Below are 14,857 nucleotides of genomic sequence, written 5' to 3'. Positions count from 1 at the left end.
TAGCCTGGCGTCCTGCCAGGCTACCCCCGGATCAGCGCCAGGACTCAGCCGTCACTAAGGTCGCACTCTGCGTCGTCTGTGCCATCGCGTTTGAAAAGCACTGCGTGGGGATGCGATAGCCATCTCCTACGCACTCCGGACGTCAAATCAAAGCGGACGCGTAGGGTCGACAGTGACTGGCGCGGCCGGTTTGTTCTGTTCCTTGAGCAGGTCACGAATCTCGCTCAGCAACACTTCCTGCTTGGACGGCGTCGGTGGCAAGGTCGGTGCCTTGGCCTCTTCGCGCTTGAGGCGGTTGATGGCCTTGACGCCCATGAAGATCGCGAACGCGACGATAATGAAGTCGATAACAGTCTGGATGAACTTGCCATAAGCCAGCAGCACAGCAGGTGCCGTACCTTGCGCAGGGCGCAGGGTGATGGCCAGGTCACTGAAGTCGACGCCGCCGATCAGCAAGCCTAACGGTGGCATGATCACATCGCCGACGAACGACGAAACGATCTTGCCGAATGCCGCGCCAATGATGATACCGACGGCCATATCGACCACGTTACCTTTGACCGCGAAGGCCTTGAACTCGCTAAGTACGCTCATGGGTAATTCCTTGTTACAGATAAAAGTGATCCGGGAGAGTGTAGTCCAGCCTTACAGTTGTCGTCCGTTCTACGTTCAATCGACCGGAGCGGCCTGTGTAAGTTTTATCCGGTTTTGAAAGTCATGGTTCGCTGCGCAGGTAGCTGCCGGCTCAACCTGCGTTATCATGGGCGTTTTTTACGACTGGGGTTGTCATGGCCAAGGCCAAACGCTTGTACGGCTGCACCGAGTGCGGCGCGACATTTCCCAAGTGGGCGGGCCAGTGCAGCGAATGCGGTGCCTGGAACACACTGGTCGAAACCATGATTGAGAGTGGCGCTGCTGCGCCGCCCACCGGGCGCACCGGCTGGACCGGTTCACAGGCGCAAATCAGAACCCTGGCAGAAGTCAGTGTCGAAGAGATCCCGCGCTTCTCCACCAATTCCACCGAGCTCGACCGGGTGCTGGGCGGCGGGCTGGTTGACGGCTCGGTAGTGCTGATTGGCGGTGACCCCGGCATCGGCAAGTCGACGATTCTGTTGCAGACGCTGTGCAATATCGCCCAGCGCATGCCCGCGTTGTACGTCACCGGCGAGGAATCCCAGCAGCAGGTGGCCATGCGTGCCCGTCGTCTGGGGCTGCCGCAGGACAAACTGCGCGTCATGACTGAAACCTGTATCGAAACCATCATTGCCACCGCCAAGGTCGAGAAGCCCAAGGTCATGGTGATCGATTCGATCCAGACGATTTTCACCGAACAGTTGCAGTCCGCGCCGGGCGGCGTGTCGCAGGTTCGTGAAAGCGCGGCCTTGCTGGTGCGCTACGCCAAGCAGAGCGGCACGGCGATCTTTCTGGTCGGTCACGTCACTAAAGAGGGCGCGCTGGCCGGTCCGCGTGTGCTTGAGCACATGGTCGACACCGTATTGTATTTCGAGGGCGAGTCCGATGGCCGTCTGCGTTTGCTGCGGGCGGTGAAGAACCGCTTTGGCGCGGTCAACGAGCTGGGCGTGTTCGGCATGACCGACAAGGGCCTGAAAGAAGTCTCCAATCCGTCTGCGATCTTTCTTACCCGTGCACAGGAAGAAGTGCCGGGCAGTGTGGTCATGGCGACCTGGGAAGGCACGCGGCCGATGCTGGTAGAGGTGCAGGCGCTGGTGGACGACAGCCACATGTCCAACCCGCGTCGTGTAACGCTGGGTCTGGATCAGAATCGTCTGGCCATGCTACTGGCGGTCCTGCATCGACACGGCGGTATTCCGACTCACGATCAGGACGTGTTTCTCAACGTAGTAGGTGGTGTGAAAGTGCTGGAAACCGCATCCGACCTGGCCTTGATGGCGGCGGTGATGTCCAGCCTGCGCAATCGTCCGCTGCCGCATGACTTGCTGGTGTTCGGTGAGGTAGGGCTGTCGGGTGAAGTCAGGCCGGTGCCCAGTGGGCAGGAACGACTCAAGGAGGCCGCCAAGCACGGCTTCAAACGCGCCATCGTGCCCAAGGGCAACGCGCCAAAGGAAGCACCACCCGGTCTGCAGATCATTGCCGTCACGCGTCTGGAGCAGGCACTGGATGCGTTGTTCGAATAACCTCGCCCTGAGGATTATCCCTGCAGTTCGATCAAGGCTGCCAGTTCCCGATCCAGTTCTTCGGGGTCTCCGAGGTTCAATACGACCAGCCGCTTCAGGTGGCTGATTGACTCCAGCCCTATGTGCCGGCAAACGAATCCCAATTGCCGGTTGTTGTCATGGGTGATTTTGACATCCATTTTTACATTGGCTTCGTTGCTTAGAATGATGTCGACTTCAAAGAGCTGCGCCTGATCACCGTTCCACGGATCGGGCCGTTCGATGAGCAACCCTTTCAGGGAAATATCGACCAGTTGAACCTTCCAGGTCTGATCGCCTTGCTTTAAATCGGTTTTGGCATCAAAGGCAATGCGTTTGAAACGACGGCGATCTTCGGGTGAGTCGGTCATCGAATGAACTCTCTTGTTGACCGCCACCGTAGGTCAGTCGGCAGGTCGTTATCTGATCAATTCTGTTGTTCCTGCACGATAGACCTGAAAGCCATTACAGAACAGTTCCGCATCACTGTTTTGTGATACGGCAACCATCTGTCGAGTCCATTCCAGCCCTCTATGCCGGGTATCTGCCGCAATTGATCAAATTTCGCTCTAGACCATGGTTGGGGGTGGTCTTTCGCTGATCCAGCGCTAAACTCGCACTGCTTGCCTTCTAGTCAACTCTGCTGGAATAAAAAAATGAAAAATAATAATAGTCTGATGCGCCATGTTCCCTGGCTCATCGTCGCAATTGTCGGGGCATGTGCCCTTGGGGTCGTGGCCTTGCGTCGCGGAGAGGCGATCAACGCCTTGTGGATAGTGGTCGCTGCGGTAGCTATCTACCTGGTTGCCTATCGTTACTACAGTCTTTTCATCGCCACTCACGTCATGCAGCTCGATCCGCTGCGTGCGACACCGGCAGTGGTCAACAACGACGGTCTGGACTATGTGCCGACCAACAAACACATCCTCTTCGGTCACCACTTTGCAGCCATCGCCGGCGCAGGCCCGCTGGTCGGCCCGGTACTGGCGGCGCAAATGGGTTATCTGCCCGGTACGCTCTGGCTGATCGCTGGCGTGGTGCTGGCCGGTGCGGTACAGGATTTCATGATCCTGTTTCTCTCCACGCGCCGTGACGGTCGCTCGCTGGGCGACATGGTTCGCGAGGAAATGGGCCGTATTCCCGGCACCATCGCGCTTTTCGGCTGTTTCCTGATCATGATCATCATCCTGGCGGTGCTGGCGCTGATCGTGGTCAAGGCCCTGGCCGAGAGCCCGTGGGGTATGTTCACGGTCATGGCAACGATCCCGATCGCGATGTTCATGGGCATCTATATGCGCTACATCCGTCCGGGCCGTATTGGTGAAATCTCCATTATCGGTGTCATTCTGCTACTCGGTTCGATCTGGGTCGGCGGCATGGTAGCGGCCGATCCGACCTGGGGGCCGATGTTCACCTTCACCGGCGTGCAGATCACCTGGATGCTGGTCGGCTACGGTTTTGTCGCGGCCATGCTGCCGGTCTGGCTGCTGCTTGCGCCACGTGACTACCTGTCGACCTTCCTCAAAATCGGCACCATTCTGGCGCTGGCAATCGGCATCCTGATTCTGGCTCCCGAGCTGAAAATGCCGGCCCTGACCCAGTTCACCAACGGCACAGGCCCGGTCTGGAAGGGCGCACTGTTCCCGTTCCTGTTCATCACTATCGCTTGCGGTGCGGTATCGGGTTTCCACGCGCTGATCTCTTCGGGCACCACGCCCAAGCTGCTGGATAACGAAAAGAACGCCCGTTACATCGGTTACGGCGGCATGTTGATGGAGTCGTTCGTGGCCATCATGGCAATGGTTGCCGCGTCGGTGATCGAGCCAGGCGTGTACTTCGCCATGAACAGCCCGGCTGCGGTAGTTGGCAGTGACGTGGTGACTGTCGCGCAGACTGTCTCCAGCTGGGGCTTTGCCATCACGCCGGAGCAATTGACTGCTGTCGCGAAAGACATTGGTGAAAACACTGTGCTGGCGCGTGCCGGTGGTGCGCCGACGCTGGCGGTCGGTATCGCGCAGATCCTCCACCAAGTGCTGCCGGGTGAAAACACCATGGCGTTCTGGTACCACTTCGCGATTCTGTTCGAGGCACTGTTCATTCTGACCGCAGTCGACGCCGGTACACGAGCCGGACGCTTCATGCTGCAGGACCTGCTGGGCAGTTTCGTTCCGGCCTTGAAACGCACCGAGTCGTGGACGGCCAACGCCATCGGCACCGGTGGTTGCGTGGCGCTGTGGGGCTATCTGCTGTATCAAGGCGTAATCGACCCGCTGGGCGGCATCAATACCCTGTGGCCGCTGTTCGGCATCTCCAACCAGATGCTCGCCGGTATCGCTCTGATGCTGGCCAGCGTCGTGTTGATCAAGATGAAGCGTCAGCGCTATGTGTGGGTGACCATGCTGCCTGCCACCTGGCTGCTGATCTGCACCGTGACCGCTGGCCTGATCAAGCTGTTCGACGCCAACCCTGCGGTGGGCTTCCTGGCTCTGGCCAAGAAATACAGCGCGGCGGCAGATGCTGGCCAGATTCTGGCCCCGGCCAAAACCATGGACCAGATGCAGCATGTGATCTTCAACGCTTACACCAACGCCGGGTTGACCGTGCTGTTCCTGTTCGTGGTGTTCAGCATCCTGTTCTACGCCATTAAAGTGGGCCGTGCGGCCTGGACGACCAAGGCGCGTACCGACAAGGAAGCTCCTTACCAGGCCATGCCGCCAGCGTCGCAGGTGTGATGATGGTTATCCACAGAGGATTTGCCCATGTTCAATGACCTGAGTCGTCTCGGGAAATACCTCGGTCAGGCCGCGCGTCTGATGGTGGGCATGCCTGACTACGACACGTACGTAGAACACATGCAGAACACCCACCCGGACAAGCCGATGATGACCTACGAGCAGTTCTTCCGGGAGCGGCAAGAGGCACGTTACGGCGGCAAGGGCGGTCCGAAGTGCTGCTGATCCTCTGATCTGCGTTATTGTTTGATCCGACGCGCCGCAGGCCATCACCTGTGGCGCGTTTTCATTTCTGCTCAATGCATCACGCCAGGAGCCTTATGACTGAGTTGCAACCCATCCCAGTGACCGTGCTGACCGGTTTTCTGGGCGCAGGCAAAACCACCTTGCTGCGCCACCTGCTCAAAGCCGAGCACGGCCTGAAAATCGCCGTGATCGAAAACGAATTCAGCGATGCTGGTATCGACAGCCAGTTGCTGGGCACCGATCCAGTGCAGATCATGACCCTGTCCAACGGCTGCGTGTGCTGCACCATCCACACCGACCTGACCAAGGCGCTCTACCTATTGCTGGAGCGCCTGGACAGCGGCGAGATCGTGTTCGACCGGCTGGTGATCGAATGCACCGGGCTGGCCGATCCCGCGCCGGTCGCGCAGACCTTTTTCATCGATGAAGAGCTGCGCGAGCGTTACATCCTCGACGGCATCATCACCCTGGTCGACGCCGCGCACGCCGATACTCACCTGGCGCAAACCATCGCCCAGGCGCAGATCGGCTTTGCCGACCGGTTGCTGGTCAGCAAGCGTGATCTGGTCGACGATGCAGCCTTCGATGCCCTGAGCGCGCGCCTGACCCGCATCAACCGCCGCGCGCCGATCCGTATCGTCGACCATGGCAACATTGACCTTGCTGAACTGCTCGACGTGCGCGGCTTCAACCTCAACGCCGACCTCGGCGGCGGCATGATACTGCGCCCACTGGCCCCGGTCGGCAATTCAGGCGACCGCATCACCAGCCTCGTCCTGCGCAGCGAAAAAACCCTGAACCTGGACCGTCTCAGCGAGTTCATGAACGAGCTGCTGGAAGACCACGGCAAGCAACTGCTGCGTTACAAGGGCGTGCTCAACATCGAAGAAGAGCCGCGCAAAATGGTGTTTCAGGGCGTGCTTAAGCTGTATGGCTTCGACTGGGATACCGAGTGGGCAGAAGGCGAAAAGCGCGAGAGCGTGATTGTGTTTATTGCCGATGAATTGCCGGAGGATAAGATTCGGGCGGGGTTCGAGAAGGTATGCGGCTGAGAGGTCGGGCAGCGGCTGAGCTTCTGCCCATGCAGCGACCCGCCCAACAAAAAGCCCCGGCTCTCACGAGTCGGGGCTTTTGGTACTGCGTTTAAACGAAGCTTATCAAGCGCCGTAAACCGGCAGCTTCGCGCAGATGGCCTTGACCTTCTCACGAACGGCGTCGATTACCGCTTCGTTGTTCAGGTCAGCCAGGATGTCGCAGATCCAGCCGGCCAGTTCCTTGCACTCTGCTTCCTTGAAGCCGCGAGTGGTCACTGCCGGGGTGCCGAAGCGCAGGCCGGAGGTGACGAACGGGGAGCGCGGGTCGTTCGGTACGGAGTTCTTGTTGACGGTGATGAAGGCGCGACCCAGGGCAGCGTCGGCGTCTTTACCAGAGATGTCCTGTTTGATCAGCGACAGCAGGAACAGGTGGTTTTCAGTACCGCCGGAAACCACGTCGAAGCCGCGTTCGATGAACACACCGGCCATCGCCTTGGCGTTCTTGACCACTTGCTGCTGATAGGTCTTGAACTCAGGCTGCAGCGCTTCCTTGAAGCACACGGCCTTGGCTGCGATGACGTGCTCCAGCGGACCGCCCTGGGAGCCAGGGAATACCGCGGAGTTCAGCTTCTTCTCGATTTCGGCGTTGGCGCGCGCCAGGATCAGGCCGCCACGTGGACCGCGCAGGGTCTTGTGTGTGGTGGTGGTCACGACGTCGGCGAATGGCACCGGGTTCGGGTAGACGCCTGCGGCGACCAGACCGGCTACGTGAGCCATGTCGACGAACAGGTAGGCACCGACCTTGTCAGCGATTGCACGGAAGCGCGGGAAGTCGAGGATCTGCGAGTAGGCAGAGAAACCGGCGACGATCATTTTTGGCTTGTGCTCGACAGCCAGACGCTCGACTTCGTCGTAGTCGATCATGCCGTTGGCATCGATACCGTACTGAACGGCGTTGTACAGCTTGCCCGAGGACGAAACACTGGCGCCGTGGGTCAGGTGACCACCGTGAGCCAGGCTCATGCCCAGAATGGTGTCGCCGCCTTGCAGCAGGGCCAGGTAGACCGCCGAGTTGGCTTGCGAACCCGCATGTGGCTGGACGTTGGCGTAATCAGCGCCGAACAGCTCCTTGGCGCGGTCGATGGCCAGTTGTTCGATAACGTCGACGTACTCGCAACCACCGTAGTAGCGCTTGCCTGGATAGCCTTCGGCGTACTTGTTGGTCAGGGCCGAGCCCTGAGCTTCCATGACGGCCGGACTGGTGTAGTTTTCCGAGGCAATCAGCTCGATGTGTTCTTCCTGACGCAGAGCTTCTTGCTCCATGGCGGCAAACAGATCGGCGTCGTACTTGGCGATAGTCAAATCACGGCTGAACATGGCAGTCCTCAAGGGGGCATGGCGGAAAAGGCGGGTATTCTACCCCATCGGGTTTTATCTGGCATATGAAAGGGAATCATCTTGAGTAGCAAACAGGTTCAAGCGGCAAGCTTGACTGTCTACCGCTCAGCTTGAGTTACGCATCGCGGCCCGGATAGGACGCAGAGCGTCCCGAACGGCATTCCCACGCTGGAGCGTGAGGAACGATAGTCTTGTAACTGTCGTGCCGATGCTCCGCGTCCTGTCCCGAGCTTGCGGCGCAGAGCGTCCCGAACGGCATTCCTGCGCTGGTGCGTGAGGAGCGGCAGGTGTCCGGTAGAGCACCTGTTTTGCCCATCCCTCAGCTTGCCGTCGCCCTTAATCCAGCATGAATAGCGCATCGTTGCTGAATTGCGCTTCGAACTGGCTTGCTGGCATCGGGCGGCCGAACAGGTAGCCCTGGACTTCGTCGCAGTCGTGTTCGCGAAGAAACTCCAGTTGCTCGTGGGTTTCTACGCCTTCGGCGATGACCGAGAGGTTCAGGCTGTGGGCCATGGCGATGATGGCGCGAGCGATCTGGGCGTCCTGTTCGCCCGACGGAAGGCCGTCGACGAAGGTGCGGTCGATCTTCAGTACGTCGATCGGGAACTGTTTGAGGTAATTCAGCGACGAGTAGCCTGTGCCGAAGTCATCGACAGCGATACTCAGGCCAAGGTTTTTGAGGCCGTCGAGGATCTGCATGGCTTCGTTGACCTCGCGCATCAGGATGCTTTCGGTCAGTTCCAGCTCCAGGCAGGCAGGTGACAGGCCGGTCTGCTCCAGGATGTTGGCGATGCGCTTGCCGAGCTGGCCGTCCGAGAACTGTCGCGCCGAGATGTTGACCGACACTTTCGGAACGCGAACCCGCGCCTGATGCCACTGTTTGAGCTGACGGCACGCTTCAGTGAGCACCCAGTCGCCGACTTCCACCACCAGCCCGAGCTCTTCGAGCACCGGGATGAAGTCGTTGGGCGGCACCAGCCCGCGGCGTGGATGGCGCCAGCGCAACAAGGCTTCCGCACCCGTCAGGCGCTTGCCGTCGCCGCTGAACTGCGGCTGGTAATAAAGGGTGAACTCCTGCTGTTCCAGGGCATGCCGCAAGTCGCTTTCCAGCTCCAGACGCTCCAGAGCGGTCGCGTTCATGTCCGCCTGATAGAACTGGAAGTTGTTCTTGCCACGTTCTTTGGCGTGGTACATCGCCGTGTCGGCGTTCTTCATCAATTGGCTCAGTTCCTTGCCGTCCTGCGGACTGAGTGCGATGCCGATGCTGGCAGTGACAAAGAACTCGCGGCCTTCAAGCACAAACGGCGTTACCAGACTGGTCAGAATCCGCTCGGCCACGTGAATGGCGCGAGTCAGTGCGGCTTCGCGCGAGGTGTCCGGCTGCAGCAACAGGGTGAACTCATCCCCGCCCATACGCGCCACGGTGTCATCGGAAGACACGCAGGCGAGTAGCCGCGTGGCCATTTCCTGAAGCATCCGGTCGCCAGCGGCATGGCCCAGAGAGTCATTGATCGGTTTGAAACGGTCCAGGTCGAGGAACATCAGCACCACCCAGGCCTGTTGGCGCTCGGCGTGTTGCAGCGCCGAATGCAGGCGGTCCTGAAACAGGGTGCGATTGGGCAGGTGAGTCAGGGCGTCGTAGTAGGCCAGACGGTGGATACGGTCTTCACTGGCCTTGCGCTCGCTGATATCGCTGAAAAAGCACACATAGCTCGCCAGATCGCCTTCATCGTCGAGCACTGCGGTAATGCCGACCCAGGCCGGGTAGTGCTCGCCGTTACGGCGCTTGAGCCTGATTTCACCTTCCCAGGTGCCTTGGCCGTTCAATTGTTTGAGGATGTAGCGCAGGTGGTTTTCCTGTTCCGATTCCACCGTGAGCATGCCCGGTAGCTGGTCGAGCACCTGGGCAACTTCATAGCCGCTGACGCGGGTGAACGCCTCGTTGGCCTGAACGATATAGCCGGCAGGGTCGGTAATGAGGATCGCCGATGTCGAGTGTTCAAATACGGTGGCGGCCATGCGCAGGTCTTTTTCTGCCCGACGTTGCTGACTGATGTCCCGGCCGACCCCGAAGATGCCCTCGAAATTGCCGTTTTCGTCCCACACCAGAACCACCCGCAATTCCACCGGGATCTTGCGACCGTCTGCACGCAGGCAGTCGAACAGAAACATTCTGGTCGTCACCTCTTCGCGCAATCTGGCGAGTTCCTGAGGTTTGTGCAGCACCTTGCCGATGCGGCTGATGAGCGCATCGAAACCGATCACTTGTTGAGGGTTGGCAATGACGGCGGACCAGCCGTTCTGGAGAATCCACTCGGCGCTGTACCCTAGCGCGCGTTCCACCGAGGGGCTGACGTAATTGACTGCCAACTGGCCATCCGTGGAAAAGATCACATCGCTGATGCTTTCAGCGAGCATCCGGTAACGCTGTTCGCTGTCACGCAGCGACTGGCTGGACGCGACCTGCTCGGTAATGTCCTTGGCGATGCCGATGATGCGGGTGACCAGGTTTTCTGCGTCCCAGGCCAGCGCCTGTTCGCGCACATCGAAGCAGCGCCAGTTGTTCTCGCGATCCCGAAAGCGCAGCACGCATTGCAATAACTCGTTATGGCCGTGATGGCGCTGGCGCAAGCGCATGTCCTGATAGCTTCTGGCGTCGTCGGGGTGCAGCAGGATTTCCCAGAAGAACTCGCCCATGGCGCGCAGCTCGGATTTGCTGTAGCCCAGCGTGTAGCCGAAATGGTGGTTGCTGTAGATCACTCGCTGGCTGAGTACGTCCTGAACGTACAGGTGGTCCGGCACGGTTCGCACCACGTCGGACCAAAAGCTCTCGCGGTCCAGCAAGGACAGCTCGATCTGTTTGCGGCTGGTGATATCGCCGATGCTGAGAATAACGGCATCGAAGTCGCTACGTGACTCGGGCAGGCGCATGACCAGCCATAGATGCTGGTCCTGGCCGCTCGCGCGTGTCAGGCATATTTCCAGTTCCAGCCTGGGCAGCCCGGCGAGAACAGCCTGAATAACCTGAACGCCGATGCCGGGGCGCGAGCGCGATTCGCCCTCGATCAACGGCTGCCACGCCTGTTCACTGTGTTCGATTTCCAGCAGGCCCAGGGCAACTTCGTTGAGTTCGTTGATTCGCAACTGCTGCAATAGTCTTTTCAGCGAGGCTGGCTGGCTTTTGAGCAGAAGTTCGAAGTCTTCGTCCGTTCTGACTTCGAGTGCTTCCAGTTGCTCTTGCAGACCCGACATATCCATGACGCAGATCGCAACGCCCGCACCCTCGAAGATATCGCGATAGCGGCGGCGGCTTTGCAGCATCTGGCGCTGGCGTTTGCGCAGGCTCATCAGCGCGATCAATGGCAGGATCGACAGCAGCAGGCCGATCAGACACTTGCCGATCAGGGGCGCAAGCAGCTCGCTGCGGGCCTTGTAGGTATCGAACAGGCCTCGCAGTTGCCAGTCGCTGTTACTCAGTGGCTGAAGCAGAACGGTATCGGAAAGACCGCTGTCCGCCTCGTTGGAGGGCGCCGGTTCACGGAGGAGAACCCGCTGGGTCTTGCGTTGCTCCAAGCGCCAGATATGTTGAAAGTCCTGAGCTGGCTGGCTTGCCAGGTCCTTCAAGGCGTCGGGTGCCATGCGTAGCGCCCAGTAATCGCCGCTAACGCCACCGCCTTGGCGAATCAGTATATAAATCTGTTTGACGTCTTCGGTGCCGGTGTAGAAATAGGGGTGGCCTTGGGCCTTTTTCATGGCCTGTCGGAGAAACTCTCCGTCGTGGGATGCCTCGGCGCTGTCACCGACAATGTCACCCGTCGGGTTCAGCCGCGCGGCGCTGCGCAGCGCGGGCAGGGCAGTACGGAGGCTTGCCAGTGCCGTCGGCTGCTCCAGCCGGTCTCCGGAGGATTGCGCCTCGTCCAGCAGGTTCATGGCGATTTGCGCCTTGAGTGCCATGTTCAGACTCATCCGGTCGGAAAGCTGGATGCTGTACTCCAGGCTGCGCTGACGCTGGCGTTCCTGAGTCTGATGAAACTGCTCGATCAATTGCCAGAACAGCAGTGCAAGCACCACCAACACCAGCGCGGCCAATATACCTTTCACTGAGCCGCGCAAAGGCCTGGTCGCACTGTCTATAGCGACACTGGATGACGGCAGAGGCGTTGAAGTGGGCAAATCGTTGTTCCTGACTGCTGGACTGAAGCAGCGATGCTTTATGTAAAATGAGCGGGCCGCCCAAAGAGGGCGGCTAGCATGCCTTTACTTGTGGCAGAGTGCCAGCCCCATTGGGCCGGATCGTTTGCCCTGCACGCTGCATTCGGGTAGCTTTGCGCAACGCGTGGTATCCACCGACTCCTGCATGAGTGACTCCACTTTTTGCAATATCGACCAGGCTTTATATGTGTCAGCACGGCCCCGATCTGTTTCTGCCTGGATTCATTCAAGGCTCGGAACGGTCTCGCGGCAAGTCTTGCGGACAAATAAAAGCTTTTTTCCGGCCGGAGCTTTAAGCTCGCGTTCTAAATCGGTCCTCATCACAGACGCTAGGTTTTCATTTCATGGCTCAATACGTCTACACCATGCATCGGCTGAGCAAAGTTGTGCCGCCGAAGCGTGAAATCCTGAAAAACATCTCTCTGTCTTTCTTCCCCGGCGCCAAGATCGGCGTGTTGGGTCTCAACGGTTCGGGCAAGTCCACGCTGTTGAAAATCATGGCTGGCGTCGACACCGAGTTTGACGGCGAAGCACGTCCGATGCCCGAGCTTAATGTGGGTTATCTGCCGCAAGAGCCACAACTTGACCCGAACAAGACGGTCCGTGAAGTGGTTGAAGAGGCGGTCAGCGTCATCAAGGACGCCCAGGCGCGTCTTGATCAGGTTTACGCCGAATATGCCGAGCCGGACGCTGATTTCGACAAGCTGGCAGCCGAGCAGGCCAAGCTTGAAGCGATCCTGCAGGCCAGCGACGGTCATAACCTGGAACGCCAGCTGGAAGTAGCCGCCGACGCACTGCGTCTGCCCGCCTGGGATGCGAAGGTTTCGGTCCTGTCAGGTGGTGAAAAACGCCGTGTTGCGCTGTGCCGCCTGTTGCTCTCGGCACCGGACATGCTGCTGCTCGACGAACCGACCAACCACCTGGATGCCGACTCTGTCGCCTGGCTGGAGCATTTCCTGCACGACTTCCCGGGCACCGTGGTTGCGATCACGCACGACCGTTACTTCCTGGATAACGTAGCCGGCTGGATTCTGGAACTCGACCGCGGTGCGGGTATTCCTTACGAGGGTAATTATTCCGGCTGGCTTGAAGCCAAGTCCGACCGTCTGGCTCAGGAATCCAAGCAACAGACCGCTCACGAAAAGGCCATGAAAGACGAGCTGGAATGGGTCCGCAAGGGCGCCAAGGCGCGTCAGTCCAAATCCAAGGCGCGTCTGCAACGCTTCGAAGAAATGCAGTCGCAGGAATTCCAGAAGCGCAGCGAGACCAACGAGATCTATATCCCTGCCGGTCCGCGTCTGGGCGACAAGGTTATCGAGTTCAAGAACGTTACCAAGGGCTACGGCGACCGCGTGTTGATCGACAATCTGTCGTTCTCCATGCCTAAAGGCGCCATTGTTGGCGTGATCGGTGGTAACGGTGCCGGTAAATCGACCCTGTTCCGTATGCTGATGGGTAAGGAACAGCCGGATTCGGGCAGCATCGAAGTCGGTGAAACCGTACAGCTGGCCTGCGTGGACCAGAGCCGTGATGACCTGGACGGGAGCAAGTCGGTGTTTCAGGCGGTGTCCGATGGTTCCGATGTGATCCGTATCGGCAACTATGAGATCCCGTCGCGCACCTACGTTGGCCGCTTCAACTTCAAGGGTGGCGATCAGCAGAAGTTCGTCAAGGACCTGTCCGGTGGTGAGCGTGGCCGTCTGCATCTGGCGCTGACCCTGAAGGAGGGTGGCAACGTGCTGCTGCTCGACGAACCGTCAAACGACCTTGACGTTGAAACCCTTCGTTCGCTGGAGGAAGCGCTGCTGGACTTCCCGGGCGCCGCCATTGTGATCTCCCACGATCGGTGGTTCCTTGACCGTGTGGCGACGCATATCCTGGCGTACGAAGACGATTCGCAAGCGATCTTCTTCGAGGGTAACTACACCGAGTATGAAGCGGATCGCAAGAAACGTCTGGGCGAAGCCGCTGCCCAGCCGCATCGTGTGCGTCACAAGAAGCTGGCCTGATCAGCGTTTAGGCACGCGCCGTTCCTGATCGGGAACGGCGCTGCCGTTATTGTTCATCAGCACGCTTTAAGCATCCGGCTCGATCAGCAGTATTTCAATCGACTGATTTCCCGCCGGCCGCTCCCACACCACTTCATCGCCTTTCTGCGCACCGATCAATGCACGTCCCAGTGGCGAGCCCCAGTTGATCAGCCCTTTGGCGGCATCCGCCTGATCCTCCCCGACCAGATGCACGCGCTGGCGGTTGTCTTCTTCATCCGCGAACGTGACCCAACTGCCAATTTGTACTTTTTCGGTCGACAAAGCCGTCGTCACAACCTGCGCGCTCTGCAGGCGCTGGGTGTAGTAACGCAGGTCGCGTTCAAGGTCAGCCTGGCGCTGTTTATCGGCGGCGTCTCCCAATGCAGTTTGTGCACTGTGCTGCGCCTGCAGGCTGCTGACGTGCTTCTTGAGCAACTTCAGGCCCTCGGCGGTGACGTAATTGGTCTGTGCGCTGACCAGCCGCTCTACCGGTTGCTCGGCATCGGCGGCAGCGTTGTCTTCGTTTACAAAAGCGCGGCTCATGAGGTGTCCTCCCTAATGAGCTTTGGGCCACAAGCGGACAGCATTGGTTTCGTCGATTTTCCCGAGTGCGTCAGTTGGGGCGATAGGCCTTGGCTGCACTGCGGGTCTTCTCTCGCTCCCAAGCGCGATCACGGTCGTTGAAGACCTGGCCGGGGTCGAGTCGGTCGCGGTTATCCTGCGAGGCCTGACACTGGCGAAAGCCGTCAGTCCAGCCTTGGGCGTAGAGCTTGTCCTTCAGATAGCGGGGTACGTTTTTTCTGAATTGACCGGTGCTGGCACCTGCTGCGTCCCTGCCACTGCTGCAACCATCCTGATAACCGTCTGCAAAACCCGGCGGATAACCCTCGGCCAACATCTGGTCACGGGTGGACTGACAACCTGCCAGCACGATGGCCAGCGACAACAACACCCAATACCGCTTCATGGTGGTTCCCTCTACTTATGAGAGGAGTCTAGAAGGTAATTTGTGAGTTATTTGTAAAAGCGAT

Annotated in this window: 10 protein-coding genes and 1 pseudogene; 5 read left to right on the top strand and 6 right to left on the bottom strand. The window is 59.2% G+C overall.

The annotated features are described in order from the left end of the window. Positions 1-147 precede the first annotated feature (147 nt). On the bottom strand, positions 148-594 hold the full coding sequence (gene mscL, locus RYB09_RS23710) for a large-conductance mechanosensitive channel protein MscL (protein WP_002555236.1): 447 nt from the start codon (positions 592-594) through the stop codon (positions 148-150). 194 nt (positions 595-788) lie between these two features. On the opposite strand from mscL, the gene radA reads away from it, so the two are divergent. Continuing rightward, positions 789-2,156 carry a DNA repair protein RadA gene (radA, locus tag RYB09_RS23705; protein ID WP_002555235.1) on the top strand — a complete coding sequence of 456 codons (1,368 nt, stop codon included), beginning with the start codon at positions 789-791 and terminating at the stop codon, positions 2,154-2,156. Between the two features lie 14 nt (positions 2,157-2,170). On the opposite strand, the gene RYB09_RS23700 is transcribed toward radA, so the two are convergent. Continuing rightward, positions 2,171-2,545, bottom strand: coding sequence for a PilZ domain-containing protein (locus tag RYB09_RS23700; protein ID WP_058401876.1), 375 nt, complete (start codon positions 2,543-2,545; stop codon positions 2,171-2,173). 285 nt (positions 2,546-2,830) lie between these two features. On the opposite strand from RYB09_RS23700, the gene RYB09_RS23695 reads away from it, so the two are divergent. The 3 genes from RYB09_RS23695 (at position 2,831) to yjiA (ending at position 6,204) form a co-directional block, all read left to right on the top strand. Next, complete coding sequence (locus RYB09_RS23695; RefSeq protein ID WP_054076765.1) at positions 2,831-4,906, top strand: carbon starvation CstA family protein; 2,076 nt, start codon at positions 2,831-2,833, stop codon at positions 4,904-4,906. A gap of 27 nt (positions 4,907-4,933) precedes the next feature. Next, complete coding sequence (locus tag RYB09_RS23690) at positions 4,934-5,131, top strand: YbdD/YjiX family protein (protein ID WP_002555232.1); 198 nt, start codon at positions 4,934-4,936, stop codon at positions 5,129-5,131. A 95-nt stretch (positions 5,132-5,226) separates the two neighbouring features. Then, entirely contained in the window at positions 5,227-6,204 is a 978-nt protein-coding gene (gene yjiA, locus RYB09_RS23685; RefSeq protein WP_219170243.1) for a GTPase, read from the top strand. A 105-nt stretch (positions 6,205-6,309) separates the two neighbouring features. On the opposite strand, the gene glyA is transcribed toward yjiA, so the two are convergent. Together glyA and RYB09_RS23675 are read right to left on the bottom strand one after the other, a co-directional pair. Beyond that, positions 6,310-7,563, bottom strand: coding sequence for a serine hydroxymethyltransferase (gene glyA, locus RYB09_RS23680; protein ID WP_003340745.1), 1,254 nt, complete (start codon positions 7,561-7,563; stop codon positions 6,310-6,312). A 357-nt stretch (positions 7,564-7,920) separates the two neighbouring features. Beyond that, positions 7,921-10,899 (bottom strand): annotated as a pseudogene (locus RYB09_RS23675) (EAL domain-containing protein); the annotation flags it as partial. Between the two features lie 1,241 nt (positions 10,900-12,140). Between RYB09_RS23675 and ettA the strand changes: the two are divergent. Then, positions 12,141-13,805: an energy-dependent translational throttle protein EttA gene (gene ettA / locus RYB09_RS23670; RefSeq protein ID WP_003368689.1), complete on the top strand. Its 1,665-nt coding sequence runs from the start codon at positions 12,141-12,143 to the stop codon at positions 13,803-13,805. A gap of 66 nt (positions 13,806-13,871) precedes the next feature. On the opposite strand, the gene RYB09_RS23665 is transcribed toward ettA, so the two are convergent. Continuing rightward, positions 13,872-14,369, bottom strand: a complete 498-nt coding sequence (locus tag RYB09_RS23665; RefSeq protein ID WP_057401016.1) for a GreA/GreB family elongation factor — start codon at positions 14,367-14,369, stop codon at positions 13,872-13,874. A 70-nt stretch (positions 14,370-14,439) separates the two neighbouring features. Continuing rightward, a complete protein-coding gene (locus tag RYB09_RS23660) occupies positions 14,440-14,793 on the bottom strand; it encodes a hypothetical protein (protein ID WP_002555223.1) in 354 nt (117 codons plus the stop codon). Positions 14,794-14,857: the final 64 nt, after the last annotated feature.

Origin of the sequence: Pseudomonas syringae group sp. J254-4, assembly GCF_032586855.1 — a bacterium.
Classification (GTDB): Bacteria; Pseudomonadota; Gammaproteobacteria; order Pseudomonadales; family Pseudomonadaceae; genus Aquipseudomonas; species Aquipseudomonas amygdali.
This window is presented reverse-complemented; position numbering and strand designations above follow the sequence as displayed.

Excerpts from the sequence above, each read along its gene's own strand:
- RYB09_RS23665 (WP_057401016.1), bottom strand. The coding sequence starts at position 14,369 with ATGAGCCGCGCTTTTGTAAACGAAGACAACGCTGCCGCCGATGCCGAG.
- RYB09_RS23700 (WP_058401876.1), bottom strand. The coding sequence starts at position 2,545 with ATGACCGACTCACCCGAAGATCGCCGTCGTTTCAAACGCATTGCCTTT.
- RYB09_RS23695 (WP_054076765.1), top strand. The coding sequence starts at position 2,831 with ATGAAAAATAATAATAGTCTGATGCGCCATGTTCCCTGGCTCATCGTC.
- glyA (WP_003340745.1), bottom strand. The coding sequence starts at position 7,563 with ATGTTCAGCCGTGATTTGACTATCGCCAAGTACGACGCCGATCTGTTT.
- yjiA (WP_219170243.1), top strand. The coding sequence starts at position 5,227 with ATGACTGAGTTGCAACCCATCCCAGTGACCGTGCTGACCGGTTTTCTG.
- ettA (WP_003368689.1), top strand. The coding sequence starts at position 12,141 with ATGGCTCAATACGTCTACACCATGCATCGGCTGAGCAAAGTTGTGCCG.
- radA (WP_002555235.1), top strand. The coding sequence starts at position 789 with ATGGCCAAGGCCAAACGCTTGTACGGCTGCACCGAGTGCGGCGCGACA.
- RYB09_RS23690 (WP_002555232.1), top strand. The coding sequence starts at position 4,934 with ATGTTCAATGACCTGAGTCGTCTCGGGAAATACCTCGGTCAGGCCGCG.
- mscL (WP_002555236.1), bottom strand. The coding sequence starts at position 594 with ATGAGCGTACTTAGCGAGTTCAAGGCCTTCGCGGTCAAAGGTAACGTG.
- RYB09_RS23660 (WP_002555223.1), bottom strand. The coding sequence starts at position 14,793 with ATGAAGCGGTATTGGGTGTTGTTGTCGCTGGCCATCGTGCTGGCAGGT.